Raw genomic sequence first — 26,132 nt, 5'->3', positions numbered from 1 at the left:
CCCGGAGCCGCCATGAACCCGTTGTCCCACTCGCGTTTTCTGCGTCGTATCGCGCTTGCCGCCGTCGTGATGGTCGCCGCCGGCGCCGCCCAGGCCAAGACCGAGCAGTTCCAGGACTTGACGATCGAGGTCGTCGGCAGCGGCCGGCCGGTGCTGATGATTCCCGGCCTCAACAGCGCCGGCGAAACCTGGCGCGAGACCTGCGCGGCTTTGCAGGCCGACAAGGTGCAATGCCATATCGTGCAGTTCCCCGGTTTCGCCGGCGCGGCGCCGATCAAGACCGAGAACTTCTGCGAGTCGATGCGCGACCGCCTGCTGGCCTACATCAAGGCGCGCAAGCTCGCCAGGCCGGTGGTGATGGGCCACAGCCTGGGCGGCTTCATCGGGCTGGAAATGGCGATCGCCCAGCCCCAGGCGATCGATCGGCTGGTGATCGTCGATGCGCTGGCCTTCCTGGGCGCGTTGCAGAACCCGGCCGCGACCGCCGAGTCGATGCGGCCCAGGACCGAGGCCATGCGCAAGCAGATGACCGAACAGGATGCCGAGAGCTACCACCGCGGTGTCGCCAACGCGGTCAAGGGCATGACCCTGGACGAAAAGCGCGTGGCCACGTTGATCGAATGGGGCAAAGCCAGCGATCGCGCCACCACCGCGCAGGCGATGTACGAGATGATGAGCACCGATCTGCGCCCGCAACTGACCAAGATCCAGACGCCGACCTTGGTGTTGGGTTCGTGGGCGGCCTATGCGACCTACGGCGCCACTAAGGAGACCACGACCGCGATCTTCAAGACCCAGTACGCCGGATTGAACGGCGTGGCGATCGAAGTGAGCCAGGCCGGTTACCATTTCCTGATGTGGGACGACCCCACGTGGCTGCAGGATCAAGTGCGCGGCTTCATCGGCGCCAAAGCCGGCGACGGCGGTTGAAGCCGACGGCAGGGCGATGTTGAACCACGGCCGCGGCCCAGTAGTTTCTCCAACGGAAGACCGCTGCATGTCGCGAACTCAATTGCGAACTGTCCTGTTCGACGCCGTGTTCTGGACCGGCATGGCCGTGTTCAACCTGAGCGTGAGCGTGGCGTTCGGCGGTCTGAGTTCGGGCACGGTGCTGATCTTCGTGATGCTGTCGCTGGCGCTGTGGTTGTCCGGCGTGGGAATACGGTACATCGCGTTGCGGCGGTACTGGTTCGAACTGGGGCCGGTGCGGCTGGCGTGGCGTCTGTTGTTGTGCATCCTGGTCGGCGCGACGCTGACGCAACTGGTGCTGAGTCCGACGGTGAAATTGGCGTTGAGCCAGGGTTGGGTCTCGCTGCCGAACTCCACCGGATTCCGCCCGGCGATGCTGTTCGTGTATTGGGCCAACACCGCCTTCATGCTGGGCCTGTGGGTGGCGTTGTGGAGCTGGACCATGGCGATGCAGCGCTATCGCGAGGGCGAGATCGCCCGGCTCAACGCCGAATCGCTGCGCAACGCCTTCGAACTCGATGCGCTGCGCGCGCGCCTGAACCCGCATTTCGTGTTCAACGCGCTCAACAACGTGCGCGCGCTGATCAATGAGGACACCGAGCGCGCGCGCGAACTAGTCAGCCGGTTGTCGAACATCTTGCGCCACGCCCTGGACCACAGTCAGCGCGAGCAGGCCAGCGTGGCCGAGGAACTGGTGGTGGTGGAGGATTATCTGGCGGTGGAAGCGGTGCATTACGAAGATCGCCTGCGCGTGCGGCGCGACATCGAGGAAGCGGCGTTCGGCGCGCGGTTGCCGCCGATGGCACTGCAGCTGTTGGTCGAGAACGCGGTCAAGCACGGCATCGCGCGCACGCCCGGCGGCGGCGAACTGAGCTTGCAGGTCCACAGCCGGGACGGGCGCTTGTGCATCGAGGTCGGCAATCCTGGGCGCATCGATCCCGAACCGGCGCGGCGCGGAGTCGGCCTGGCGTATCTGCGCGCCCGTCTGGCCCGCGGTGACGGCGCCGGACATTTCGAACTCAAGCAGCACGGTCGACGGGTCGTGGCGCGCTTGGAAATACCGCAATGAGTGGTAGGCCGTTGCGCGTGCTGATCGTCGACGATACCCGTCTGGCGCGGCAGGAATTGCGTACCTTGCTGGGCGCGCTGCCGGACATCGAACTGCTGGGCGAGGCCGACGACGTGCCCGCGGCGCAGGCGGCGATCGAGCGGCTGCGTCCTGACCTGGTGCTGCTGGACATCCAGATGCCGTCGGGCAACGGCTTCGAGGTGATCGAGGGCCTGGACAGCGCGCCGCTGGTGGTGTTCACCACCGCCTACGACCAGTACGCGGTGCGCGCGTTCGAATCCAATGCGCTCGATTACCTGGTCAAGCCGGTCGACCCCGCGCGCCTGGCCGAGGCCTTGCAGCGCGCCCGCGCGCGCCTGTCCGAAAGCGCCTGGAGTAACGCCGCGCCGCGCGCCCTGCTCGGCGCGGACGATCAAGTGTTTTTGCGCGATGGCGAGCGCTGCTGGTTCGTCGCCTTGCGTGAGATCAGCCGCATCGTCGTCGACGGCAATTACGTCCGGGTCTGGTTCCGCGGCGAATGCGCCTTGCTCGCGCGCAGCCTGAGCGCACTGGAAGCGCGACTGGACCCGGCGCTGTTCTTCCGCGCCAACCGCAACACCCTGGTGAATCTGCGCGCGATCAAGGCGGTCGATCTGGCGGTCAACGACGGCTTCGAACTGGAACTCAAGGACGGCAGTCGGATCGAAGTCTCGCGGCGGCAGTCGCGGGAGTTGCGCGAGCGGTTGGCGTTGTAGAGAGGTTGTGCGGAGACGGTGTTCGCCTGGTTGGGCTGTGGTCGACGATCGCGGTTGCGCAGTGGTTCGGGTTGGCGCGGTCGCGGCTTGCGCCGCTCCTACAAGAGGCGGTCGTAGCATCGAAGGCAGACTGTAGGAGCGGCGCGAGCCGCGACGCGGTCAATCGGCGGCCGACGCAATGCGAAGTCTTGGTTCTGTGCCCCATCAAACAAAACGGGCGCCCGAAGGCGCCCGTTTTCTTAACCCGCATCGCCCGAAGGCGAACCGATCAGTAGCGGTAATGATCCGGCTTGTACGGACCGTCCACCGACACGCCCAGGTACTTGGCCTGGTCGTCGGTCAGGGTGGTCAGCTTCACCCCGATCTTTTCCAGGTGCAGGCGCGCGACTTCTTCGTCGAGCTTCTTCGGCAGGATGTAGACCTTGGGCTCGTAGCTGTCCTTGTTCGCCCACAGGTCGATCTGCGCGAGGGTCTGGTTGGAGAACGAGTTCGACATCACGAAGCTCGGGTGGCCGGTGGCGCAGCCCAGGTTGACCAAGCGGCCTTCGGCCAGCAGGAAGATCGAGTTGCCGGGCGCGCCGTTGGAAGCGGGGAAGGTGTACTTGTCGACCTGCGGCTTGATGTTGAGGTGCTTGGCGCCGGAAGCGACCAGCGCGTCGACTTGGATCTCGTTGTCGAAGTGGCCGATGTTGCAGACGATCGCCTGATCCTTCATCTGCGACATATGCGCCAGGGTCAGCACGTCCTTGTTGCCGGTGGTGGTGACGTAGATGTCGCCGCGGCCGAGGGTGCTCTCGACAGTGTTGACTTCGAAGCCTTCCATCGCCGCCTGCAGGGCGTTGATCGGGTCGATTTCGGTGACCACGACGCGGGCGCCGTAGGCGCGCAGCGAATGGGCCGAGCCCTTGCCGACGTCGCCGTAACCGCACACGACCGCGACCTTGCCGGCCAGCATCACGTCCATCGCGCGCTTGAGGCCATCGGCCAGCGACTCGCGGCAGCCGTAGAGGTTGTCGAACTTGGACTTGGTGACCGAGTCGTTGACGTTGATCGCCGGGACCAGCAGGCCGCCGGCCTCGGCCAGCTGATACAGACGGTGCACGCCGGTGGTGGTCTCTTCCGAGACGCCCTTCCAATCGCGCACGACGGTGTGCCAGAAGCCCGGACGCTCGGCGTGCACGCGCTTGAGCAGGTTCTTGATCACCTGTTCTTCGTGGTTGCCCGACGGGGTGTTGACCCAGCCGTCGCCGTTTTCGAGCTCATAGCCCTTGTGGATCAGCAGGGTCACGTCGCCGCCGTCGTCGACGACCAACTGCGGGCCCAGGTGCTTGTCCGCGCCGCTGCCCGGGAAGGTCAACGCTTCGAGCGTGCAGTCCCAGTATTCCTCCAGCGATTCGCCCTTCCAGGCGAACACCGGGGTGCCGCTGACGGCGATCGCCGCGGCGGCGTGGTCCTGGGTCGAGAAGATGTTGCACGAGGCCCAGCGCACGTCGGCGCCGAGGTCGCGCAGGGTCTCGATCAGCACCGCGGTCTGGATGGTCATGTGCAGCGAGCCGGTCACGCGCACGCCCTTGAGCGACTGCGCGGCGGCGTACTTCTTGCGGATCGACATCAGGCCCGGCATCTCGTGCTCGGCGATGTCGATTTCCTTGCGGCCCCAGTCGGCCAGGGAAATGTCGGCGACCTTGTAATCGCCTTCGGTCGAGAAGGTTTTGGGTACTGCGTTCATCGGGAGGAGCTCCAGTTCTTTGGGGAGCCGGCGGGAATGCCGGGTCCGGCGAGTCGTTGGACTCAAACCGGGCGCCGTTGCTGCCTACACCTCGCCGAGCCTGGCCGTGGCATACACGGTCGCAGCGCCCCTCGGCGGGCTGAGCGGCCAGTATATCGCGGCGGGTATGGCGGCCGCACGACGGGTGGGGTGGCCAAGCCGCGGGGTGCGGGGGTCGTGGCGGTAGGGTGGGTTCGTGGTTGGCGTGATTTCGCGGTCGCGGCTTGCGCCGCTCCTACAGTCGGACCTCGCGGACTGCACGGCGCCCCTGTAGGAGCGGCGCAGGCCGCGACCGCGCCACTTCGACGACCGCGAACGCCCGCCGGCCCGCGCCGACTGTGGACAGTCGGCCGGCGTCCCGCGACCCGCTGCGACAGTGCCGCCGGGCAGCCCCAATGGCATACGCCGGGCGTCGCCGGGCCGGGCTAAGCTCGGCCCCTGGCGGGCATGCCGAGCGGTATGCGCCGCACCGTCTTTCATTCCACCAGGATCGCATCGCAATGAAATCCAACCCGCGACGTCCCGGCCGCGACGGCCTGTTACCGCCACGCCTGCGCCGCGGCGGCCTGTTGCTGAGCGTGTTGGCGCCCGCTCTGGCCTTGGCGCTGATGCCGCAGGACGCCTCGGCGCGCACCGCCAAGCCCGCCGCCGCGCCCGCGCCGCAGACCCTGGCCGACGGCTACCAACTGCCGCCCAAGGCGCTGCAGGCCATCGCCGACGCGCCGCGCGCGCCGACGCTGTTCCTCAGCCCGCGGCGCGACACCGTGGCGATGGTGCTCACGCCGTCGTTGCCGGGCATCGCGGTGGTCGCGCAGCCCGAACTCAAGCTCGCCGGCCTGCGCATTCATCCGCGCGTGCGCGCGCAGAGCCGCTTCAGCTTCGGCGCCGGCCTGAGCCTGCTCGAGGTGGACAGCGGCAAGCGCCTGGAGATCGAAGGCCTGCCGTCGCCGTTGTCGCTGGCGACCTTGCAGTGGTCGCCCGATCAGCGCTGGATCGCCTTCAACCGCGTCGACGCCGCCAGCGGCGCCAACGAGCTGTGGTTGATCGAACGCGAAACCCGACACGCGCGCAAGCTGGTGTCCGGCCTCAACACCGTCAGCGGCGATGGCTATGCGTGGATGCCCGACAGCCGCCGTCTGCTGATCCAACTGCAGCCCGAAGGGCAGGGCGAACCGCCGCCGCGCGATATCGCGCCGACCGGACCGGCGACGCAGGAAACGCAGGCCAGCGCGACCGTGCGCCAGATCCGCACCTATCAGGATCTGCTGCGTAACGAGAGCGACGCGCGCACCTTCGAGTACTACCTGCGTTCGCAACTGGCCACGGTCGATCTGACCGGCCAGGTCGCCAAGGCGGGCGAGCCCGCGCTGTACACCGACGCCACGCCGTCGCCCGACGGCGGCCATGTGCTGACCGTCCGCCTGGAGCGTCCGTTCTCGTACCAGGTGCCGGCCTCGATGTTCGCCCATCGCATCGAAGTGCTGAGCGCCGACGGCCGGTTCGAACACGAAATCGCGCGGCTGCCGCTGGTCGAGGGGCTGCCGACCGGCAACGACGCGGTGCCGACCGGCGTGCGCGACATCGCCTGGCGCAGCGACGCAGCGGCGACCCTGGTCTGGGCCGAGGCGCAGGACGGCGGCGATCCGGCGCGCGCGGCCGAGATCCGCGACGCGGTGCTGATGCAGGCGGCACCGTTCGATCAACCGCCGCTGACCATCGCGCGTTTGTCCATGCGCTACGAGCGCGCGCGCTGGAGCAGCGGCGGGCTGGCGTTGATCGATGAGTTCTGGTGGAAGACGCGCAAGGCCCGGCAGTGGCGGATCGCGCCCGACCAGGGCGAGCGTGCGCCGGAGCTGGTGCATGAGGGTTCCAGCGAAGACCGTTACAACGATCCGGGCGAACCGCTGATGCAGCGCGATGCGGCCGGTTTCGAGCGTCTGCTGACCTCCGCCGACGGCAATGCGCTGTACTACGCCGGCGACGGCGCGTCGGCCGAAGGCGACCGCCCGTTCGTCGACCGCCTGGATCTGGGCGACAAACGCAAGACCCGCCTGTTCCACTCGCAAGCGCCGTACTACGAAAAACCGATGGCGCTGCTCGACGAGGCCGGCAAGCGCCTGCTGACCATGCGCGAATCGCCGACCGAGCCGGCCAACCTCAACCTGCGCGAACTCGATGCCGCCGACGCCAAGCCGCGCGCACTGACCCGGTTCCCGCATCCGACTCCGCAATTGCGCGAGATCAAGAAAGAACAGATCCGCTACAAGCGCAACGACGGCGTCGAGTTGACCGCGAACCTGTATCTGCCGCCCAACTACGATCCCAAGCGCGACGGCCCGTTGCCGATGCTGATGTACGCCTATCCGGCCGAATTCAAATCGGCCGATGCGGCCAGCCAGGTCACCGGTTCGCCGTACCGCTTCAACGCGGTGAGCTATTGGGGGCCGTTGCCGTACCTGGCGATGGGCTATGCGGTGCTCGACAACCCATCGATGCCGGTCGTCGGCGAGGGCGATCACGAACCCAACGACACCTACATCGACCAGCTCACCGCCAGCGCCCAGGCGGCGATCGACGAAGTGGTGCGGCGCGGCGTCGCCGACCGCAACCGGATCGCGATCGGCGGCCATTCCTACGGCGCCTTCATGACCGCCAACCTGCTGGCGCACACGCGCCTGTTCAAGGCCGGCATCGCCCGCAGCGGCGCTTACAACCGCACCCTGACGCCGTTCGGTTTTCAGGCCGAGGAGCGCAACTATTGGCAGGCGCAATCGACCTACGAGGCGATGTCGCCGTTCAATTTCGCCGACCGGATCAAGGACCCGCTGCTGCTGATCCACGGCGAACAGGACAACAACTCCGGCACCTTCCCGATCCAGAGCGAACGCTTGTTCGCCGCGATCAAGGGATTGGGCGGCAAGGCCCGGCTGGTGCTGCTGCCGAACGAATCGCATGCCTATCGGGCGCGCGAATCGATCCTGCAGCTGATGGCCGAAACCAATCGCTGGCTGGACCTGTATGTGAAGAACGCCAAGCCTGACGACGCGAAGGCGGATCGCAGCGAGGGCAAGAAGCGCGCGGCGGCGCCGGCCAAGTAAGCGGCGAGGTCGGATCGGCCGAATCGGGCTGAGCAGATCGGATGTTTCGCGATCGAGTTCGGCAAGATCGAGTTTGGCAGGACCAGGCCAGACCAGGCCAGACCAGCGACGGGGCGCTCAGGCGCCGCGTCGTCTCATCGGCGGTGATCGCGTGCCGTCATTTCTTTTGTGGGAGGGAGCTTTAGCCCCGACGCTTTCCGGCCAGTTTACTGAGGCACAACCAAGAGCGTCGGGGCTAAAGCTCCCTACCACAAAAGTGGACGACTGCCCACCTTGGACGCTCGTCGAAGCTGCGTTTCAGCGCGGCGTGCTCTGCGTCTGGATCGCAATCGGCTTGCTTTGCGGCTTGGCCAGCGCGTTCTCGCCGGTGAAATCGTGGTGACGACGCCCTTGCCGCGCTCAGTCCGGGCGCTGTCTGCGCGCCATCGCGCCCAGACCGGCGACCAGCATCGCCACGGCGCCGCCGAGGATCAGCGTCCAGCCGATCGGCAACAGACCGAAGGGCTCGTGCAGGAAACCGTGTTCGTCGATGCTCGAGCCGATCAGGCGGAAGGCGAGCAGGCAGCCGCCGCCGAGAGCGATCGAAACCAGCGACAGCATGGGGAGCGAGAACGAGAAGCGCATGGCGAACAACCTCGGTAGGGGAAACGGCGCGGGCGGTCGCGGCGATATGGCCGCCCGCGATATCGCGATGCGATGGACGATGCGCGTTCGGTGTGAGTCGAGAATGAAGCGGCGGTGAGGTGGCCTGCCGGTTGCGGCGGGATTCAGCGTCGCGCGATAGAAGCACCGTGCCGGCGTGATGGCGACCACGCGCACCACGCTCATGCGCATACGCGGCCTCCGGTCGCGGCCGTTCTTGCGGGCTTTCCACGTCTAATGCGCTGCAACGACCGCATCCGGCGCGCCCGGAGCGGAGGTTCGCGCGCCGCGCGGCCGGCGGGGCGCCGCGGTGGCGATCTCGCGACGGACGAGGGCTGGCAGGGGAGACGGCGATGACTCGAGTGAAGGTGGGAGCGGACGAATGGCTGGTGGCCGACGCCGGCAAAACCAAGCTCATGACCGACGGTCTGAGCGGATGTGTTGCGATCGCCTTGTCCAAGGACGACAAGATCGCCTTGGCGCATGTGTACTCCGATTGCAGCCAGAAGAACGGCAACTGGGGTGCGTACGAGGCCGCCCTGGACAAGGCGCTGGAGAAGTCGGGGTTCGGCGGCGCCGACGGCGCGAACGCGTTCGTGGTGTATTCCGATCTCAGCGATCGCTGGCTGGCCGGCAAGATCGAGGACTGGCTGGAGCGCAAGGGCTTCGATCCGGAAGGCGCGATCGCGCCGGGATGCGCGATCGGCCAAGCCGACGGCAGGTTGGATTTCTCGCTCAAGAGCGAGCGCACCAAGGCCGAATACCTGCACGGTTACCGGACCTCGGCCGACGCCGGCGATGAGGTGCAACGATCGACCTTGTCCGACAGCGCGGTGGCGGCGCAGACCACGACGGTGCTGGCCGATCGCGACGAGCGCAAGCAAGCCTCCAGTTCGAGCGCCGTACCCGATCTGCGTCTGGCCGAGACCGAGCATCCCATGCACGAGGTGTACAACCAGATTCTGGCCAAGATTCCCAAGGAACTGGTCAATTGCGAGGACGACGACGACAAACCGTTCGCTTCGGAAGCCAAGCAGTTGGCTTCGGCGTTGACCGTGGAGTACATGAAGCACGGCGGTCACGCGGCGATCGGCAAGGTCGGCGTGGGCGGGCCGGAATCCAACCGGGCGCTGTTCCTCGCGACCGATCCGCCGGAGGCGTCGGGACACGGCATGAGCGTGGAATTGGCCAAGGCCGATCCGGAGCGCTACCCGCAGTTGGAGCGACAGATGGGGCGCGAGGCGATGGCGCTGTACCCCGAATACGCAGCGCAAAAGACCTCGAGCCCGGGACAGAACTTGGCCCAGGGCAACAGCGCGCCGTTGCATCAGTGATCGCCCGGAATCGCTCGGGCAAGAAAAAGGGCCGCTTTCGCGGCCCTTTTTTTATCGCACCGCTGGCGCCGAATTACTTCTTCAGCCCGGCGTCCTTGCGCAGGTCGTCGGCCTTGTCGGTCTTCTCCCACGAGAACGCGGTCGCGGTGTGCTTCTTGCCGGCGCCGTCGAGGTAGCTGACTTCCTTCGGCTTGCGGCCGAAGTGGCCGTAGGCGGCGGTGAGCTGGTAGACCGGATGGATCAGGTCGAGCATCTTGACGATGCCGTACGGGCGCAGGTCGAAGTGCTTGCGGATCAGCTTCTCGATCTTCTCGTCGCTGATCTTGCCGGTGCCGAAGGTGGTCACCGAGATCGAAGTCGGCTCGGCCACGCCGATGGCGTAGGAGACCTGCACTTCGCACTTGTCGGCCAGGCCCGCGGCGACGATGTTCTTGGCCACGTAACGCGCGGCGTAAGCGGCCGAACGGTCGACCTTGGACGGATCTTTGCCCGAAAACGCGCCGCCGCCGTGACGGGCCATGCCGCCGTAGCTGTCGACGATGATCTTGCGGCCGGTCAGGCCGCAGTCGCCGACCGGGCCGCCGATCACGAAGATGCCGGTCGGATTGATGTGCACCTTGCTCTTGGGCAGCTTGTCCAGCCACGCCTTGGGCAGCACCGGCTTGAGGATGTGCTCGTACACGCCTTCGACCAGATCCTTCTGCTTGATACCCGGATCGTGCTGGGTGGACAGCACCACCGCGTCGAGACCGACGACCTGGTGCTTGTCGTCATAGCGCAGGGTGACCTGCGACTTGGCGTCCGGACGCAGCCACGGCAGCTTGGAGTTCTTCTGCTTGCGGACCTTGGCCTGCTGCTCGACCAGGCGGTGCGAGTAGTAGATCGGCGCCGGCATGTATTCCGGGGCTTCGTTGCAGGCGTAGCCGAACATCAGGCCCTGGTCGCCCGCGCCTTGTTCTTCCGGCTTCTTGCGGTCCACGCCGGCGGCGATGTCGGGCGACTGCTTGCCGAGCATGTTGATGATCGCGCAGGTGTGGCCGTCGAAACCGACGTTGGAATTGTTGTAGCCGATCTCGTTGATGACCTTGCGGGCCAGGCCTTCGATATCGACCCATGCGCTGGTGGTCACTTCGCCGGCGACGATGGCCGCACCGGTCTTGACCAGGGTTTCGCAGGCCACGCGCGCGCGCTTGTCCTGGGCCAGGATCGCATCCAGCACCGCATCGGAAATCTGGTCGGCGATCTTGTCCGGATGGCCTTCGGACACTGACTCGGAAGTGAACAGGTAGCTCGACATCGGGTGGATATCCTTCAATTCGGATAAAAAGATGGCCGCATAGGATACAGCCTGGGCCGGGAGCGCGCATTGTGCCGTGCCTTGGGGTTGTCCGTGCGTTAAGCGGCTCCTGAACGCCTGTCGCGTTTAGGCCGTTGGGAGGAGGTTGGATGCGATGGCGTATGGGAAGCTTGCGCGGCATGCCAGGACGGCGCGGCGATCCCTCTTCTCGCCATCCTGACGGCACTGTTCAGGCCGGGTCAGCGCTGTCATCGGACTGACTCGATTCCGCCATGTGGCTGTCGCCGCGCCCGCTCAGGCTGCGCGGCATACCGCCGCCCTTGATGCGACGACACCGATGCTGCACTTCGAACGCCGACTGGAAGAACGCTTCCCGCAATGGTTCCGTGGACGCCGGGCCGCGTTGACCCGACCCCTGATCCGGACCATCGGGCGTTGGTCGAAATTCGACCATATCGACCAATTCCTCACCGAAACCCGTCACCTGCGGGACTTCGATTTCGTCACCGCGTCGCTGGATTTCGTCCAGGCGCGTTACCTGGTGGACGAGGCCGAGCTGCAGCGGATACCGCGCAGCGGCCGGCTGTTGATCGTCGCCAACCATCCTTCCGGCGCGGTCGACGCGCTGGCGTTGCTGGATGCGGTGGGCCGGGTGCGCCGCGACGTCAAGATCGTCGCCAACGACCTGCTGTTGGCGCTGGACGGGCTGCAGGGGCTGTTGCTGCCGATCCGCATCCTCGGCGGCCGGCCCAGCGCCGAAAGCCTGCATGCGATCGAGGCGGCGCTCAACGAGGAACAGTGCGTGATCGTGTTCCCGGCCGGCGAAGTCGCCCGGCTCGGCCTGCGCGGAGTCACCGACGGGCGCTGGCAGCGCGGGTTCCTGCGCTTCGCCCGCAGGACCGACGCGCCGGTGCTGCCGGTGCGGATCGAGGCGCGCAACTCGGCGCTGTTCTACGGCGCCTCGGCCTTGTTCAAGCCCGTGGGCACCGCCCTGCTGGCACGCGAGATGTTCGCCCGCCGCGCGCGCAGGATCGCGCTGCGCATCGGCCGGCCGCTGCACCTGCCGGCGCAGGGCGACCCGAACCAGTTGCTGCGCGAGGTCCGCGCCGAGCTGCATGCGATCGGCACGCCGCGCGAACGCGTCGCGCCGGTCGGTCCGGAGCCGCTGATCGACCCGGTCGATCCGATCCAGGTCCGCGCCGGCGTGGAGGCCATGGAATCGCTGGGCCAGACCACCGACGGCAAGCAGATCCGGGTCGGCACGCTGCGTCCGGGTTCGCCGCTGCTGCGCGAGATCGGCCGCCTGCGCGAGCTGACCTTCCGCGCGGTCGGCGAGGGCACCGGCCAGCGCCTGGACGTGGACATCTACGACAGCTGGTACGAGCACATCGTGCTGTGGGACGAGGCCGAACAGAAGGTCGCCGGCGCCTACCGCATCGCCCGCGGCAACCGCCTGATCGGCGAACGCGGCCTGGCCGGGTTCTACACCGCCTCCTTGTTCCGCTACGCCGACGACGCGGTGCCGCGCCTGGCCCAGGGCATGGAGCTGGGACGCAGCTTCGTCGCGCCGGAATACTGGAACAGCCGCAGCATCGATTACCTGTGGCAGGGCATCGGTGCCTACCTGATCCGTCATCCGGGCGTGCGTTACCTGTTCGGGCCGGTCTCGATCAGCGCCGCGCTGCCGCCCGACGCACGCGAGCAGATCGTCGCCTACTACGCACGCTACTACGGCGATCTGGAGTCGGAAGCGTTCTCCAAGCAGCCCTTCATGTACCGCGCCGCGCCGCCGCGGTTCGACGAGCTCGACGCGGCGACCGCGTTCCGCGTGCTCAAGAACAACCTCGACGCGCTCGGCACCAGCGTGCCGATGCTCTACAAGCAGTACACCGACCTGTGCGAACCCGGCGGCGCGCGCTTCCTCGCCTTCGGCGTGGACCCGGCGTTCAGCGACGCGGTCGACGGGCTGATCGAAGTGGACCTGCAGCAGTTGCGTCCTAAGAAGCGCGAGCGCTACCTCGGCGCGGCCACGCCGCGTGCCGAAGCGAACGCGAGAACGGATGCCGCTGTCGACACCTGACCCCGCCGCCAACGAGAACGTGTCATGAGTCCTGCCTCGATCACTCAGTTACCGATACGTCGTCGAGCAGTATTCGTTTCGGACGTGCACTTGGGATCGAAGCACTGTCACGCCGCGGAGTTCGCCGATTTTCTGCAGAACCTGCGCTGCGACCGCTTGTACCTGGTCGGCGACATCATCGACTTGTGGTGGATGTCGCAGCGCCGCGCGGCCTGGGGCGCGGCGCAATACCGGGTGGTCGAGGCGCTGCACGCGCTGGTCCGCGCCGGCACAGAACTGATTTACGTGCCCGGCAACCACGACCGCTCGGTGCGCCGCTTCTGCGGCCTGGTGCTGCCGCGCATGCAGGTGCGCCGGCGCGCGATCCACCTCACCGCCGATGGCCGCCGCCTGCTGATCACCCACGGCGACGACTACGACACCGTGACCCAGTTCGGCGGCATGCAGGAGAAATTCGGCGACTGGTTGTACGAACGCATCCTCACCGGCAACCAGTTGACCAATCGGGTGCGCCGCCGCTTCGGCTTGCGCTACTGGTCGCTGGCCGACTTCCTCAAGCGTCAGAGCGGCGCGGCCGAGCGCTACATCTCGCGCTTCGTCCAGGCCGGCCTGGGCGATGCGCGCCAGCGCGGTCTGGACGGGATCGTCTGCGGCCACATCCACCGCGCGGCTCTGTTCGAACGCGACGGCTGCGTCTACGCCAATGACGGCGACTGGGTCGAAAGCCTGACCGCGCTGGCGGAAGATCCCGACGGGACGTTGCGCCTGCTGGCGCACACGGGCGAGACGCTGGCGATGCTGCCGCCGCGGCCGTTGCAACGAATGACGGACGAGTTGCCGCACGCGGCTTGAGTGATCGGTTCGGGGTTGCGGAACCGAACATTCGGAGACTTCAGCGCCATCTCCCAGACCGTCATTCCCGCGAAGGCGGGCTCCGCTTTACTTCGGCGGAGCCGAACATCCAGAGACTTCAAACGTTCTCGCACGAAAGGCACTGGATGTTCGGCTCCGCCGAAGTAAAGCGGAGCCCGCCTTTCGCGGGAATGACGGCCTGAAGATGAGGACCTAATGGCTGTGACTGCCGTCCTTGTCGCAATGGCGGCCCTCGTGACATGCGGGCCTGCCTTCTTAAAATCTTCGACGCGGACATCTGCTTCTTAGTCAACTGTCCCCAACCGCCCGCCGCAACGCCGCACGCGCCAACAACCGCGTCGAATCCAGCGTGGGCAACGACGAATTCGCATCGTCGATGATCAGCGGAATCTCGGTGCAGCCCAGCACCACCGCATCGCAGCCCTGCGCCTTCAACCCATCGATGACCTGCTGGAAGTACGCCACCGTTTCCGGCTTGAACACTCCGCAGACCAATTCGTCCATGATCAGCCGGCCGATCCGCGCGCGCTGCTCCGCCGGCGGCCGTACGAACTGCAGACCGCGCGCGCCGAGCTTGTCCGGATACACCTCGCTCTCGACCAGCCATTGCGTGCCGGTGAGCCCGATCCGGCGAAACCCGCGTTCGACCGCCGCCTGCGTCACCACCTCGGCGATGTGCAGCCACGGCAGCGGCGAACGCGGCGATACATAGTCCATGGCCTGGTGGATGGTGTTGTCGGGGCAGATCAGGAATTGCGCGCCGGCGCGTTCGAGCTTGCGCGCCGAGGACAGCATCAGCTCGCCCACGCCGTCGATGTCGCCGCGATCCAGGCAGACCACATAGTCGGCCAGGGAATGGGTGTGCAGCGCGATCTGTGGGTGCGCATGCGGCCCCAGCAAGGCCGCGCCTTCGCTGCAGATCGTGCGGTAACACAGCGCGGCGCCTTCGGCCGAACAGGCGACGATGCCGATGGAAGCGGGGTCGGACACGGGGGACTCCTGAGTGGGGCGGACAACGCTATTTTGCCGAAGCCCCTGTAGGAGCGGCGCGAGCCGCGACCGCGACATTCGGTTTGCGTCGTATGTGCGATGTCGCGGTCGCGGCTCGCGCCGCTCCTACAGGGGAAATCGGAGAATCGCGTCAGAAAACGAAAAACAAACGCCCGCCGCGGGTCGCCCCGGTAGCATCCGCGGATGGATTCACTGACCCAGATCGTGCTCGGCGCCGCGCTGAGCGCCGCCATCGCCCCTGCCGGACATCGCCGCGCGGCCCTGCTCGCGGGCGCCGCCCTGGGCACCTTGCCCGACCTCGACGTCATTCCCGTCAACCTGCTGACCGACGACCCGGTCGCGCGCATGACCTGGCACCGCAGCCTCAGTCATTCGCTGTTGGTGCTGCCGTTCGTGGCCTGGGCGATCTGGGGCTGGTGCCGCGCCCGCGGCGGGCGCGTCGCGCAATCGCCCAAACGCTGGTTCTGGGCGATGCAGGCGGCCTTGCTGACCCATCCGGTGCTCGATGCCTTCACCGTCTACGGCACCCAACTGCTGTGGCCGCTGCCGGTCAAGCCGGTGATGTGGTCGAGCGTGTTCATCATCGATCCGCTGTACACCGTGTGGCTGCTGATCGCCTGCGTCTGGGCCTGGTTCGCGCGCGAGCGGCGCTCGGCGCAACCGGCGCTGATGGTCGGGCTGGCGTTGAGCTCGCTGTATCTGGGCGGCTCGCTGTGGGCCAAGCATCAGGTCGAACGGCAGGCCGAACCGGCGCTGGCCCGGCTCGGGCTGGAGAACGCGCCGCGTTTCTCGGTGCCGATGCCGTTCAACACCTTGTTGTGGCGAGTGGTGGCGATGACCCCGGACGGCTTCGTCGAAGGCGAGCGCTCGCTGGTCGCCGATCGCGGGCCGATGCGGTTCCGCGCGTATGCCTCCGACGCCCAGGCCTACAGCCAGGTCAGCGGGTATCCGGCCGTGCACCGGCTGCAATGGTTCAACCGCGGCTTCATGAAGGCCGAAGAACGCGACGGCCGACTGGTGCTGAGCGATCTGCGCATGGGCGCCGAACCGGACTACAGCTTCCGCTTCGCGGTGGCGCAGCGCGAAGGCGAATCCTGGCGCGAAATCGCGCCGCAGCAGCTGGAATGGCCGTGGGAAGCCGCTGGCAAACTGCCGGCGATGTGGACGCGGATCTGGCATGAACCGGCCGCCGCCGCCGATACGGCCGTCGACGTGCGCGACCTGCGCGGCGCGACCGCGATGCGCGGCCGCGGCCACAGCGGCGCGTTGAAGTAAGCCCGGATCCGCCGATCGTCGACGCTGGCGCGGCCGGATGCCGCCGCGCCCGGCCTCGCAGCTCGTGCTATCGCCGGGAATCCAAAGTTGGATAATCTGCCAACCGCGGGATTGCGCGGGCAAAGCGGCTATGGCCTGATGCCTGCGCGAACCGCAGGCCACCGCGGAAACGCGCATCCGACCTTTCCGAGGCACTCCATGCATCATCTCCCGCAGCGGCTCGCACTGGCGCTCGCCGTGCTCATGACGCTCGCCGGCGCCGGTTGCGCCACCTTCGTGCGCGGTTCCACCCAGGCCGTGACCATCGACAGCCTTCCCGGCGGCGCGACCGTGTCGCTGTCCAACGGCGAGCGCTGCGCGACGCCGTGCACGCTCAAGCTCAAGCGCAAGCATCCGGTCGCGGTGGAGCTGTGCAAGCCCGGTTACCGCCAAGCGCTGGCGCAGGTGCGCAGCGAAGTGGGGCGCGGCGGCGCGTTCGGTCTGGCCGGCAACATGCTGGTCGGCGGCCTGATCGGCGCGGGCGTGGACGCGGCCAGCGGCGCGGCCAAGGACTTGAATCCCAACGTGCTCGCCGTGCTCTTGCTCGAAGAGGCGCCCGGCTGCACCGTGCCGACGTTCCCGGCGATACCCGAACACGGGCAGACGCCGGAAGACTACGCGCGGGACAAGGCCAAGCAGAAGAAATAACGCCGAAGAAATGACGCCGAGTCGGGTGCGACGGTCGCGCCGCGCTTGAGCGGTGCGGCCGCTGCCGGTGGTCGTCGCCTGTCGGCGCTGAAGCTCCCGCCATAAACGATTCCGCGGCGTGCGCGGCGACCGCGGATGTCTTTGCGGGCCGGGCTTCAGCCCCGAGGCTTCAAGCCGCGGCAGACCATTGTGGATCCACGCCGGCCACCAGTGCGTCGAAGTAATCGCGGGTCAGCCGCAACTGCAGCTCGGCCGAATCGGCGCGATTGACCACCGAGCGGAAAGCGATGTTTTCCGGGCGATCCTTCGCATACCAGCCCAGGTGCTTGCGCGCGATGCGCACGCCCGAGACTTCGCCATAGAACGCGTGCAGATGTTCCAGGTGGCCGAGCAGGATGTCGCGTATCCGCGCCAGCGACGGCGGCGCCAGTTCTTCGCCGTGCTCGAGAAAATGCGCGATCTCGCCGAAGATCCACGGCCGCCCCTGCGCGGCGCGCCCGACCATGACCGCATCGCAGCCGGTATGGGCGAGCACGAAGGCGGCCTTGCGCGGGGAGTCGATATCGCCGTTGGCGATCACCGGAATCGACAGCCGCGCCTTGATCGCGGCGATGGTGTCGTACTCGGCGGTGCCGGTGTATTGCTGATCGCGGGTGCGGCCGTGCACCGCGAGCGCAGCGATGCCGGCGTCCTGCGCGATGCGGGCGATGGTCGGCGCGTTGCGTTGATCGTGATCCCAGCCGGTGCGGATCTTGAGCGTGACCGGCACGTCCACGGCCTTGACCACGGCCTCGAGGATGCGCGCCACCAGACTCTCATCGCGCATCAGCGCCGAGCCGGCCCAGGCGTTACACACCTTCTTGGCCGGGCAGCCCATGTTGATGTCGATGATCTGGGCGCCGTGATCGACGTTGTAACGCGCCGCCTCGGCCATGATCTGCGGCACGGTGCCGGCGATCTGCACGCTGATCGGATCGGGTTCGCCGTCGTGATCCATGCGATGGCGCGACTTCGCCGTGTTCCAGAAGCGCGGATCGCTGGTGGTCATCTCCGACACGCACAGGCCACCGCCCAGACGCTTGCACAGCACCCGGAAGGGTTTGTCGGTGACCCCGGCCATCGGCGCGAGGATCACGCGCGGGACGATGGGATGAGGGCCGATGCGCATGGCGGCATTGTAAGCCACGGCGCGGCGGGCGGTTCCGCGCTGCCCGTTCCGGCGCTGCGGGGCCGCCGTCGGGCCGCGCCGACGAGCGCGCGGTATCGCGACCGGCAGGGCCGCGGATCCGGTCCGCGGCCCTGCCGGCAGATTCAGCTCTGATCGTCGACCGTGGTGGTCGGACCGTTCAGCTTGACCGAGGCGATGCCGTTCTCGCGGGCCGCGTCGCTGTTGTACAGCTCGCTGGAGCCGATGATCTCGTGATTGCCGGCCTTGAGCACGAAATAAGGCTTGCTGGTCGACGAGGTTCTGCGCTCGTACCGCGCCTCGTCCGGGCTGTTGGTACGTACCGACTCGATGCCTTTCTCGCACGAGGGTTTGGCCGTATAGCTTTCGCTGCTGAGAATGGTCTCGCCGTTGCCGGCCTTGAGCGTGAAGTGGTACTGGCCGTTGGCCTGTTTCTTGATGACGTACTTGCCTGCCATGTTCGTTCCCTCGTTGAGCCGCCTGAAGCGGACGTGTGACTTGCGGTTACACGTCGAGAGAACGCATTAGTGAACCCGGACCGGCCTGCACGGATCGTTGCGCCGATGAACGGAAAACCCCGGTCGGGCGAACTTCCTGCGCGAGGTCTTTTGTGGAAGGACTTCGGTCCCGGCGTTCTCCCCAACGCACCTGGAATCGCCCGAGGGTTGAAAACCGCTGGCAAGTGATCGAAGCGTCGGGGCTGAAGCCCCTCCCACACAGGCTTCGTGCCACACAAGATTTTCCAGAAGCGCGATCAGCGTCCGCGCCGACGCCGCCAGAACAAGAATCCGGTGATCAGCAAAAACGGCGGCAGCAGACCGGTCAGCGCGATCAGAAGTTGCCATGCGCGCCCACCGACGAATCCGCCGTGCAGCGGATAGAAGGCTTCGTAGATGCGCGAACCGCGGCCTTGGCGCGTGGCATCGAGGGTGCCGAGCACGCGGCCGCGATAGGGATCGATCCAGACCAGGCTGCGGCCGACCGGATGCCATTCGCCGACGGCGCGTGCGCGCAAAGCGATCAGGCCGCTGCCCGCTTTGGGCAGGCTGATGCGCCGCAACTGCGCGCCGGCCAGGCCGCCGTCGGCCGCGGTCGCGGTGTCGGCGGCCCGCAGCACCGCGCTCCAGTCGATCGCGTCCTCGCGCGCGGCGAGTTTCGGCGGTTTGCGCGGCTTGGCGTCGCCGAACGCGTCGCGCAAGGCGTCGCGCGCGATGTCGTCGTAGACCATCGCCGTGCCGGTGAGCGCGGCCAGCAAGGTCAGCGGCAACAGCCACAGACCGATACCGCGATGCCAGCTCAGCCAACGGCGCGTCGGCGGTCCGCGATACCACTTCAGGCTCGCCGCCAACGCCGACCAGCGCGGCCACCACAAATACAGGCCGCTGAGCAGCATGAACAACGCGACGATGCCGACCGCACCGAGCACCTGTTCGCCGGTTTTACCGGACAGCAGATGGGTGTGCAGGTCGCGCAGCCACAACACCAGATCGTTGCCGGTGTTGCGGGTCAGCAGCAGCTCGCCGCTGGCCGGATCGAAGTAACGGCGTTCGTTGTTCGGAAAATAACCTTGCCAGACCGGCAACTGCGACGAAGGCAGGTCCAGCGAGGTCATGCCCTGCGACTGCCATTGCCCGACGATGCGGGCCAACGCGCGACCGCGCTGCTCGGCGGTGATCGCCGCGTCGCGCTGCAACTGCGGGTACGCCCACAGCGCCAGTTCGCGCTGGAACGCGAGCACGGTGCCGGACAAGGCGACGATCGCGAACAAGGCGCCGGCGCTGAGCCCCAGCCACAGGTGCAGCCACTTCAAGGCCGCGCGGATGCGCGGCTTGGAGCGTTGCGGTGCCTGGCTCGTGCTCATGCTGGGCGGTCGGACGGCGTGGTCGGTTTAGAACCGGTGCGACCAGCTCGCGCTGAACACCCGTCCGCGACCGGCGACATAGGTGTCGTTGCGCGGAGTGCTCTGCGAGTAGTAGGTGATGTACTGCTCGTCGAACAGATTCTCCACCCCCAGGCTCAGCTGACCCAGCGGCAGCTTGAAGCGCGCCTGCAGGTCGATCGTTGTGTAGCCGTCCGCGCTGGCCACGCGCACGCCCTTGGAATCGAAATCGCGATCGAGCGCGCGGCTGCCTTGCAGGCGCGTGGAAATCGTCTCGCTCCAGGTCTGGTCCCAGAACGCGGTGACGCGGTCGGGACTGATGTTGATGCCCGGCAGATCGCTGTCGACGCGATCGTCGCCGTCGCTGTCGTAGCGGCCGTTGGCGCGCGCATAGCCCAGGCCGACGCGGCCGGCATCGGAGAACTGGAACGCGACGTTGCCCTCGATGCCGCGGATCTGGGTACGTTCGCGCACCACGAAATAGCTCTGGGTATTGCGATCGAAGGCCAAACGCGAGCCCAGGTCCGAATCCGACCAATACGCGGCCAAGTGCGCCAGCCAGCGGCCGTTGTCGAAGTCCACGCCGATTTCGCGGTTGTCCGACACCACCGGCGACAGATCCACCAGTTTGTCCACGCTCTGGTTGGGCGTGGTGATGCCGCGCAGCACCCGGCCGATATCGGCCACGGTGTAGCCTTCCGAGTACGAGGCGTAGAACTTCAGCGCGTCGGTGGCTTCGAACACGATGCCGTAGTTCGGCAAGGTTTCGCGCGTCTTGGGCGAACCGCCGCGGACGAAGCGGCTGCCGCCGGCGTTGGCCGGAATGGTGTTGAAATCGTCGACTTCCAACTTGCCGCGCTCATGGCGCACGCCGCCGGTCAGCATGATCTTGTCGGTGACCCACCATTCGGCCTGGACGAACGGCGACCAGGATTCGTACTGGGTTTGCGGCACCCACTTGAGCTGGGAGACCACCAGTTCCTGATAGGTCTTGTCGCGGTTCCAGTCCAGGCCCAGGGTCACGCGCAGGCGTTGATCGAACAGGTTGTCGCGCGACCAGCTGAACTTGCCGCCGATTTTTTGCGAGACGTTCTGTGATTGGTCCCACCAGTGCAGGTCGCGGCCGTCGCGCCAGAAATCTTCCCAGTCGGTCGCGCCGTACAGGCCCTTGAAGTCGACCCAGAACAGCTGCGCGTTGAGATAACCGCCGGCCAGGGCCTTGTCGGTGTAATCGAGCACCAGCGAAGTCGAGCGATTGCGCGCGCCCTGGCCTTCGCGGCTGCCGCGCGCGGAGGTGGCGAGCCGGCCGGTGCGGATGTCGCCGTTGACGGTGATGTAGTCGTTGTTGCCCTTGAGCTCATAACGGTTGGCGGTGAGCTGCAGACGCTTGTCGTCGTCGATGTCCCAGCCGGCCTTGGCGAACAGGTTGTGGCTGCGCGCGTCCATCAGGTCGCCCTGGACGTCGTTGACCGCGATCGCGTCGCCGTTGCCGTCGTAATACAAACCCTCGCTGGCGTAGGACAGGCCGCCGACGAAATCGAACGCGCCCTGGCGGGTGCCGAACAGGTAGGACGCGCGGTAACCGACGCTGTCGCTCTGGTTGGGCAGCGCGGTGCTGGCGCCGATGCTGACGTCCTGGAAGCTCTCGTCGTCCTGGCGCGGCGCGCGCTTGGTGATGATGTTGATGATGCCGCCCGAGGCGCCCAGTCCCTGCAGCGCGTTGGCGCCGTGGATGACCTCGATGCGCTCGATCATCGCCGGATCGATGGTGTGACCGTCGCGGCCGCCCTCGCGCAGCGGAGTCGACTGCGGCACGCCGTCGATCAGATACAGCGGCTTGCGTCCGCGCAGGGTCTCGCCGCCGTTGGTCAGCTTCTGCCGCGAGGGCGAGAACGAGGGAATCAGGTTGGCCAGCACCTGCGAAATGTCCTGGGTCACCGACAACTGCTGCTTGAGCTGTTCCTGATCGATCACGGTGATGGTGTTGGCCAGCGCCGCCTCGGAATTGGGCATGCGGCTGGTGCTGGCCGAAACGACGACGCGGTCGATGTCCTTGGCCTCATCGGCGTGAGCGAGGGGCGCGGCGAGGATGGCCAGCAGGGCGCTGGCGAGGATCTGGGGGCGGGGCATGGGGAAGCGGACCTGAGAACTGCGACAGGGTTGGCATGCTAATGCGAACCATTCTCAAATTAAAGGGCGGCCGGACGGGCGGCAAGGGGAGGCGTTCGCCAACTTGATGTCGGCGGTTAGCTATTGCCTTGGGATTGACGTGGCTGCAGGTGAGCTTGAGGGGATGTGTCGGCTTGCGGGTCAGATACAGGTTCGGCGCAATCTGAGCGAGAAGCGTCGGGGCTGAAGCCCCTCCCACAAAAGACTTCGGAGGCGGCGAGGTCTTTTGTGGGAGGCCTTCAGGCCCGATGTCCGTCGCAGCGGCGATGTAGTTCCAGTGCGATCGTTTTATCGGTGCGCAGACTCAGTGACTCAGCCGAACCGCGCCTTCAGTTCGGCATCGCGCGGCATCGCCACCGCCGCGCCGGCGCGTTCGGTGGACAGGCCGGCGTAACGGTTGGCGTAGCCCACGTGTTCGGCGAACGCAGTGTCGCTGGCGCGCGCCAGCGAGGCGGCCAGCGCGCCGTTGAAGGCATCGCCGGCGCCGGTGGTATCGATCGCGCGTACCGCGGCCGCGGCGACCCGGTAACAGGCCTGGGCATCGCCGCGCAGCGCGCCGTCGGCGTGCGAGACGAAACAGCCTGACTGGCCCAAGGTGATCACCACGCTGCCGTGCGGCAGCAGCCGCCGGCAATGCGCGTGCAGTTCGGCATCGGCCAGGGACGCCAGGCTGTCGGGATCGAGCTCGACCCCGGCGCGGCGGCGCAATTGCGCGCAGAACTCGGTTTCGTTCGGAGTGATCGCATCGCTGAGCGACCACAGCTCGTCGCTGGCGACGGCGTCGGCCGGCGCCGGATTGAGCAGGGTCAGCGCGCCGCCGGAGCGGGCGCGGGCGAACGCGGCCGCTGCCGACTCCACCGGCGTTTCCAACTGGGTCAGCACCACTCGGGCCTGGTCGAACGAGTCGCCTTGCCCGGCCACGAACTCCGGCGACAGCTCGGCGTTGGCGCCGGGACCGATCACGATGGTGTTGCGGCCGTCGGCATCGACGTAGATGCCGGCGGTGCCGGTGGGTTCGGCGCTGCGCAGATCGCGCAGATCGATACCGTCGCCGGCCGCGAGCGCGCGCGCCAGCTGGCCGCCGGCGTCTTCGCCGAGCGCGCAGACGAAACGCGTGCTCGCGCCCGCGCGCGCCGCCGCGGTGGCCTGATTGAAACCTTTGCCGCCAGGGCCGGCGTGGTAGCTGCCGGCCAGAGTCTCGCCCGGACGCGGCAGCGCGGCCAGCGACCAGACGTGATCGACGTTGAACGAGCCGACGACGACGACGCGGCCGGAATTCGTATCACTCATACGAACTTACCCGGCGAAGTGAGTGAGTACGCCGGCGATGGTCGCGGTCATGAAGGTCGCGATCGAACCGCCGAGCACCGCGCGCAGGCCGAAACGGGCCAGATCCTGGCGACGCTCCGGCGCCAGTCCGCCGATGCCGCCGATCTGGATCGCGATCGAGCTGAAATTGGCGAAACCGCACAGTGCATAGGTCGCGATCAGCCGCCCTTCGTCGCTGAGCGCGGTGCCGGCGACCTTGCCGTTGACGATGTCGGCCAGATGCGTATACGCGACGAATTCGTTGAGCACGACTTTCTCGCCGATCAAGCCGCCGACCACGGTCGCATCACTCCACGGCGTGCCGATCACCCAGGCGATCGGCGCGAGCACGAAGCCGAGCAGCGCCGACAGGTCGGTCGGCTTGCCGATCGCCGCGGTCAGGCCGGTCTGCTCGCCGATCCAGGTCAGCGGCGCGTTGACCAGCGCGATCAGGGCGATGAAGGCCAGCAGCATCGCGCCGATGTTCAGCGCCAGGCGCAGGCCGTCGCCGGCGCCGGCCGCGGCCGCGTCGATGATGTTGGCGGTGTGCTTTTCGACTTCCATCTTGACCGTGCCGCGAGTCAGCGGCTCGCCGGTCTCGGGCACCAGGATCTTGGCGATCACCAAGGTGGCCGGCGCGGCCATGATCGAGGCCGCGAGCAGATGCTTGGCATAGAACGCCTGCGCGGCGGGATCGCCCGCGCCGAGCATGCCCACATACGCGGCGAGCACGCCGCCGGCGATATGCGCCATGCCGCCGATCATCATCGTGATCAGCTCGGACTCGGTCATCTTGGGAATATAGGGGCGCACGGTCAGCGGCGCCTCGGTCTGGCCGATGAACACGCTGGCGCACACGCTGGTGGTTTCCGCGCCGGACACGCGCATGACCTTGGTGATGGCCCAGGCCATGCCGCGCACCACCGACTGCATCACGCCCAGGTGGTAGAGCACGCCCATCAGCGCAGAGAAGAAGATGATGGTCGGCAGCACTTGGAAGGCGAAGATGAAGCCGAATTTGCTGACGTCCATCAGGTCGCCGAAGATGAACTTCGAACCGGCGCCAACGAATTCCAACACCTTAACGAAGCCCTTGCCGATCGCGTCGAACACGTCCTTGCCGCCCGGCACCAGCAGCACCACCGCGGCGAAAGCGATCTGCAAGGTGATGCCGGTGGCGACCAGCTTCCAGTCGACCGCGCGGCGCTTGACCGAGAACACCCACGCAATGCCGACGAGCACCGCCAAACCGAACAGGCCGAAGGCCACGCGCGAAATCGAATCCACTCCACTCTCCCCGGCGCCGGGGCACCGGCGGCTTTTTGACGTCTAATTAGTCGGCGCAGCCTAGTGGCTGGGCGCCTGGGCGGCAAGCCGCGGCGCAGCGCGCGGGCAGTGCGGAAGGCTGAAAAAACGTACGGATGCAGGCCGTCGAGGCCTTGCGAGGATCGCCGCCGCCGCGCGATTGGCCCGATCGCGCAGGAGCGACAGGGCCGAATGCGGCCCGGATCGTTCAGATATCCCGCGCCACCACCCGGTTGCGACCGGACTGTTTGGCCCGCTGCAGGCGCAAATCGGCGCGGCGCAGCAGGCGCGAGAGGTCGCTGCCTTCCTGCGGAAACGTCACCAGCCCGGCGCTGAAGCTCAGCCACAGCGGCTCGGCGCCGCGGCCGGGTTCGAACGGCCGCTCGGCCACCGTGCGCCGGATCGCGTCGACTTCCTCGAACGCGGTGCCCAGCGGTTTGCGCATCACCAGCAGGAATTCGCCGCCGCTCAGCCGCACCAGCCATTCGCTGGGTTCGGACTGCTCGCGCAGCACCGCGACCAGATGGCGCAGGCTGCGGTCGCCCAGGCGGTGGCCGTAGTCGTCGTTGATCCGCTTGAAGTGATCCAGGTCGATCAACGCCAGGGTCAGGCTGCCGCCGTCGCGGCGCACCGTGTCGAACAGGCGCGGAATGCGGTGGGTCAACCAGGTGCGGTTGGGCAACCGGGTCAGACCGTCGGTGCCGGACATCTCGATCAGCCGCTGCATGCGGTAGACCACCATCGAGGTGGCCACCGTCATCATCGCCAACAGCACCAAGCGCTGGGTCTGGCTGCCGAGGGTGACCGCGCCGTAATCGCTGGACATCAGGTCTTCGGGCGAATCGGCCAGCGCGAACACCCAGCCCACCAGCAAGCCGTACTGCAGCAGCGCCAGCACTCCGGCGAACAAGGTCACCCGGCCGTCGCTGCGCAGCGCGGTCATCAGGATCGCCAGCAGATAGCCGCACCACACGATCAGACTGTTGAGCCCGGCGGGCAGGTGCTGCACGGCCAGCGCGGCCAGCACCAGGGTGGTCGCGGTGACGTCGAAGGCGGCGGTGGAGAAGGGCAGCCAACGGTAACGGCGCTGGCGCCGGGCCAGGGCCAGCCACAATTGCGAGAACACGTTGACCACGATCGTCCCGCCCAGGCCGATCATGGTTTCCTTGACGCTGCCGCCGCCGATCGCGTTGAACAACGGCAACAGCAGCAGCATCGCCGCGAGCACCGCGCGCAGCCGCGCGACCAGCAGCTCGCCGCCGGCGCCGATCTCCAACATGATTTCGTCCGGCCGCGACAACAGCGCCACGATCACGCTGCGCATCCGACCGCCCACGCCTTGGTACATCCCGGTTCCCGTCCCTGCGGCTCGCCGCCGCCGTCGCGAGCATAGCGCGAGAGTCGATCCGGCCCACGCCGGATCGGCGGGGCCGGACGCAGGATTACGA

20 protein-coding genes and 1 riboswitch are annotated in these 26,132 nt (G+C 67.2%); of the genes, 9 read left to right on the top strand and 11 right to left on the bottom strand.

Going from position 1 to position 26,132, the window contains the following annotated elements; all coding sequences use genetic code 11:
• The first annotated feature begins 12 nt into the window (after window positions 1-12).
• From ACTOWJ_RS19075 to ACTOWJ_RS19065, 3 genes are all read left to right on the top strand, one after another.
• Window positions 13-930: an alpha/beta fold hydrolase gene (locus ACTOWJ_RS19075; protein WP_441336203.1), complete on the top strand. Its 918-nt coding sequence runs from the start codon at window positions 13-15 to the stop codon at window positions 928-930.
• Between the two features lie 67 nt (window positions 931-997).
• Window positions 998-2,038 (top strand): sensor histidine kinase, encoded by a 1,041-nt coding sequence (locus tag ACTOWJ_RS19070; protein WP_441336202.1) that lies wholly within the window; start codon window positions 998-1,000, stop codon window positions 2,036-2,038.
• On the top strand, window positions 2,035-2,772 hold the full coding sequence (locus ACTOWJ_RS19065; protein ID WP_441336201.1) for a LytR/AlgR family response regulator transcription factor: 738 nt from the start codon (window positions 2,035-2,037) through the stop codon (window positions 2,770-2,772). Before ACTOWJ_RS19070 ends, ACTOWJ_RS19065 begins: the two co-directional genes overlap by 4 nt.
• 268 nt (window positions 2,773-3,040) lie before the next feature.
• Here the strand turns inward: ACTOWJ_RS19065 and ahcY are convergent, their stop codons facing one another.
• On the bottom strand, window positions 3,041-4,501 hold the full coding sequence (gene ahcY, locus ACTOWJ_RS19060; RefSeq protein ID WP_441336200.1) for an adenosylhomocysteinase: 1,461 nt from the start codon (window positions 4,499-4,501) through the stop codon (window positions 3,041-3,043).
• A gap of 62 nt (window positions 4,502-4,563) precedes the next feature.
• Window positions 4,564-4,640, bottom strand: a riboswitch (S-adenosyl-L-homocysteine riboswitch).
• A gap of 508 nt (window positions 4,641-5,148) precedes the next feature.
• Here ahcY and ACTOWJ_RS19055 point away from each other — a divergent pair.
• Entirely contained in the window at window positions 5,149-7,638 is a 2,490-nt protein-coding gene (locus ACTOWJ_RS19055) for a prolyl oligopeptidase family serine peptidase (protein ID WP_441336333.1), read from the top strand.
• Between the two features lie 399 nt (window positions 7,639-8,037).
• Here ACTOWJ_RS19055 and ACTOWJ_RS19050 read toward each other — a convergent pair whose 3' ends face one another.
• Window positions 8,038-8,472, bottom strand: coding sequence for a DUF3955 domain-containing protein (locus tag ACTOWJ_RS19050; RefSeq protein WP_441336199.1), 435 nt, complete (start codon window positions 8,470-8,472; stop codon window positions 8,038-8,040).
• Window positions 8,473-8,633: 161 nt separating this feature from the next.
• On the opposite strand from ACTOWJ_RS19050, the gene ACTOWJ_RS19045 reads away from it, so the two are divergent.
• Window positions 8,634-9,614: a hypothetical protein gene (locus ACTOWJ_RS19045; RefSeq protein ID WP_441336198.1), complete on the top strand. Its 981-nt coding sequence runs from the start codon at window positions 8,634-8,636 to the stop codon at window positions 9,612-9,614.
• A 73-nt stretch (window positions 9,615-9,687) separates the two neighbouring features.
• Here the strand turns inward: ACTOWJ_RS19045 and metK are convergent, their stop codons facing one another.
• Window positions 9,688-10,911 (bottom strand): methionine adenosyltransferase, encoded by a 1,224-nt coding sequence (metK, locus tag ACTOWJ_RS19040; RefSeq protein WP_441336197.1) that lies wholly within the window; start codon window positions 10,909-10,911, stop codon window positions 9,688-9,690.
• A gap of 337 nt (window positions 10,912-11,248) precedes the next feature.
• Here metK and ACTOWJ_RS19035 point away from each other — a divergent pair, with 337 nt between their 5' ends.
• Window positions 11,249-12,991, top strand: coding sequence for a lysophospholipid acyltransferase family protein (locus ACTOWJ_RS19035; protein WP_441336196.1), 1,743 nt, complete (start codon window positions 11,249-11,251; stop codon window positions 12,989-12,991).
• Window positions 12,992-13,015: 24 nt separating this feature from the next.
• On the top strand, window positions 13,016-13,843 hold the full coding sequence (locus tag ACTOWJ_RS19030) for a UDP-2,3-diacylglucosamine diphosphatase (RefSeq protein WP_441336195.1): 828 nt from the start codon (window positions 13,016-13,018) through the stop codon (window positions 13,841-13,843).
• A gap of 309 nt (window positions 13,844-14,152) precedes the next feature.
• Here ACTOWJ_RS19030 and ACTOWJ_RS19025 read toward each other — a convergent pair whose 3' ends face one another.
• A complete protein-coding gene (locus tag ACTOWJ_RS19025) occupies window positions 14,153-14,854 on the bottom strand; it encodes an aspartate/glutamate racemase family protein (protein ID WP_441336194.1) in 702 nt (233 codons plus the stop codon).
• Window positions 14,855-15,058: 204 nt separating this feature from the next.
• Here ACTOWJ_RS19025 and ACTOWJ_RS19020 point away from each other — a divergent pair, with 204 nt between their 5' ends.
• Together ACTOWJ_RS19020 and ACTOWJ_RS19015 are read left to right on the top strand one after the other, a co-directional pair.
• Window positions 15,059-16,150 (top strand): metal-dependent hydrolase, encoded by a 1,092-nt coding sequence (locus tag ACTOWJ_RS19020; protein WP_441336193.1) that lies wholly within the window; start codon window positions 15,059-15,061, stop codon window positions 16,148-16,150.
• Window positions 16,151-16,348: 198 nt separating this feature from the next.
• Window positions 16,349-16,837 (top strand): PEGA domain-containing protein, encoded by a 489-nt coding sequence (locus tag ACTOWJ_RS19015; RefSeq protein WP_441336192.1) that lies wholly within the window; start codon window positions 16,349-16,351, stop codon window positions 16,835-16,837.
• A 169-nt stretch (window positions 16,838-17,006) separates the two neighbouring features.
• On the opposite strand, the gene dusB is transcribed toward ACTOWJ_RS19015, so the two are convergent.
• The 7 genes from dusB to ACTOWJ_RS18980 form a co-directional block, all read right to left on the bottom strand.
• Window positions 17,007-18,005: a tRNA dihydrouridine synthase DusB gene (dusB, locus tag ACTOWJ_RS19010; RefSeq protein WP_441336191.1), complete on the bottom strand. Its 999-nt coding sequence runs from the start codon at window positions 18,003-18,005 to the stop codon at window positions 17,007-17,009.
• Between the two features lie 143 nt (window positions 18,006-18,148).
• Complete coding sequence (locus ACTOWJ_RS19005) at window positions 18,149-18,481, bottom strand: YegP family protein (RefSeq protein WP_441336190.1); 333 nt, start codon at window positions 18,479-18,481, stop codon at window positions 18,149-18,151.
• A 296-nt stretch (window positions 18,482-18,777) separates the two neighbouring features.
• Entirely contained in the window at window positions 18,778-19,884 is a 1,107-nt protein-coding gene (locus ACTOWJ_RS19000) for a PepSY-associated TM helix domain-containing protein (protein ID WP_441336189.1), read from the bottom strand.
• 27 nt (window positions 19,885-19,911) lie between these two features.
• Window positions 19,912-22,032, bottom strand: a complete 2,121-nt coding sequence (locus tag ACTOWJ_RS18995; RefSeq protein ID WP_441336188.1) for a TonB-dependent receptor — start codon at window positions 22,030-22,032, stop codon at window positions 19,912-19,914.
• A gap of 351 nt (window positions 22,033-22,383) precedes the next feature.
• Entirely contained in the window at window positions 22,384-23,361 is a 978-nt protein-coding gene (locus tag ACTOWJ_RS18990; RefSeq protein WP_441336187.1) for a ribokinase, read from the bottom strand.
• A 6-nt stretch (window positions 23,362-23,367) separates the two neighbouring features.
• Entirely contained in the window at window positions 23,368-24,666 is a 1,299-nt protein-coding gene (locus tag ACTOWJ_RS18985) for a NupC/NupG family nucleoside CNT transporter (protein ID WP_441336186.1), read from the bottom strand.
• A 226-nt stretch (window positions 24,667-24,892) separates the two neighbouring features.
• On the bottom strand, window positions 24,893-26,032 hold the full coding sequence (locus ACTOWJ_RS18980) for a GGDEF domain-containing protein (RefSeq protein ID WP_441336185.1): 1,140 nt from the start codon (window positions 26,030-26,032) through the stop codon (window positions 24,893-24,895).
• Between the last annotated feature and the right edge of the window lie 100 nt (window positions 26,033-26,132).

The organism is Lysobacter sp. CA199 (assembly GCF_052078715.1).
Classification (GTDB): Bacteria; Pseudomonadota; Gammaproteobacteria; order Xanthomonadales; family Xanthomonadaceae; genus Lysobacter.
Note: the sequence above shows the minus strand (reverse complement) of the source record. Positions and strands in the feature narration are given on the sequence as shown.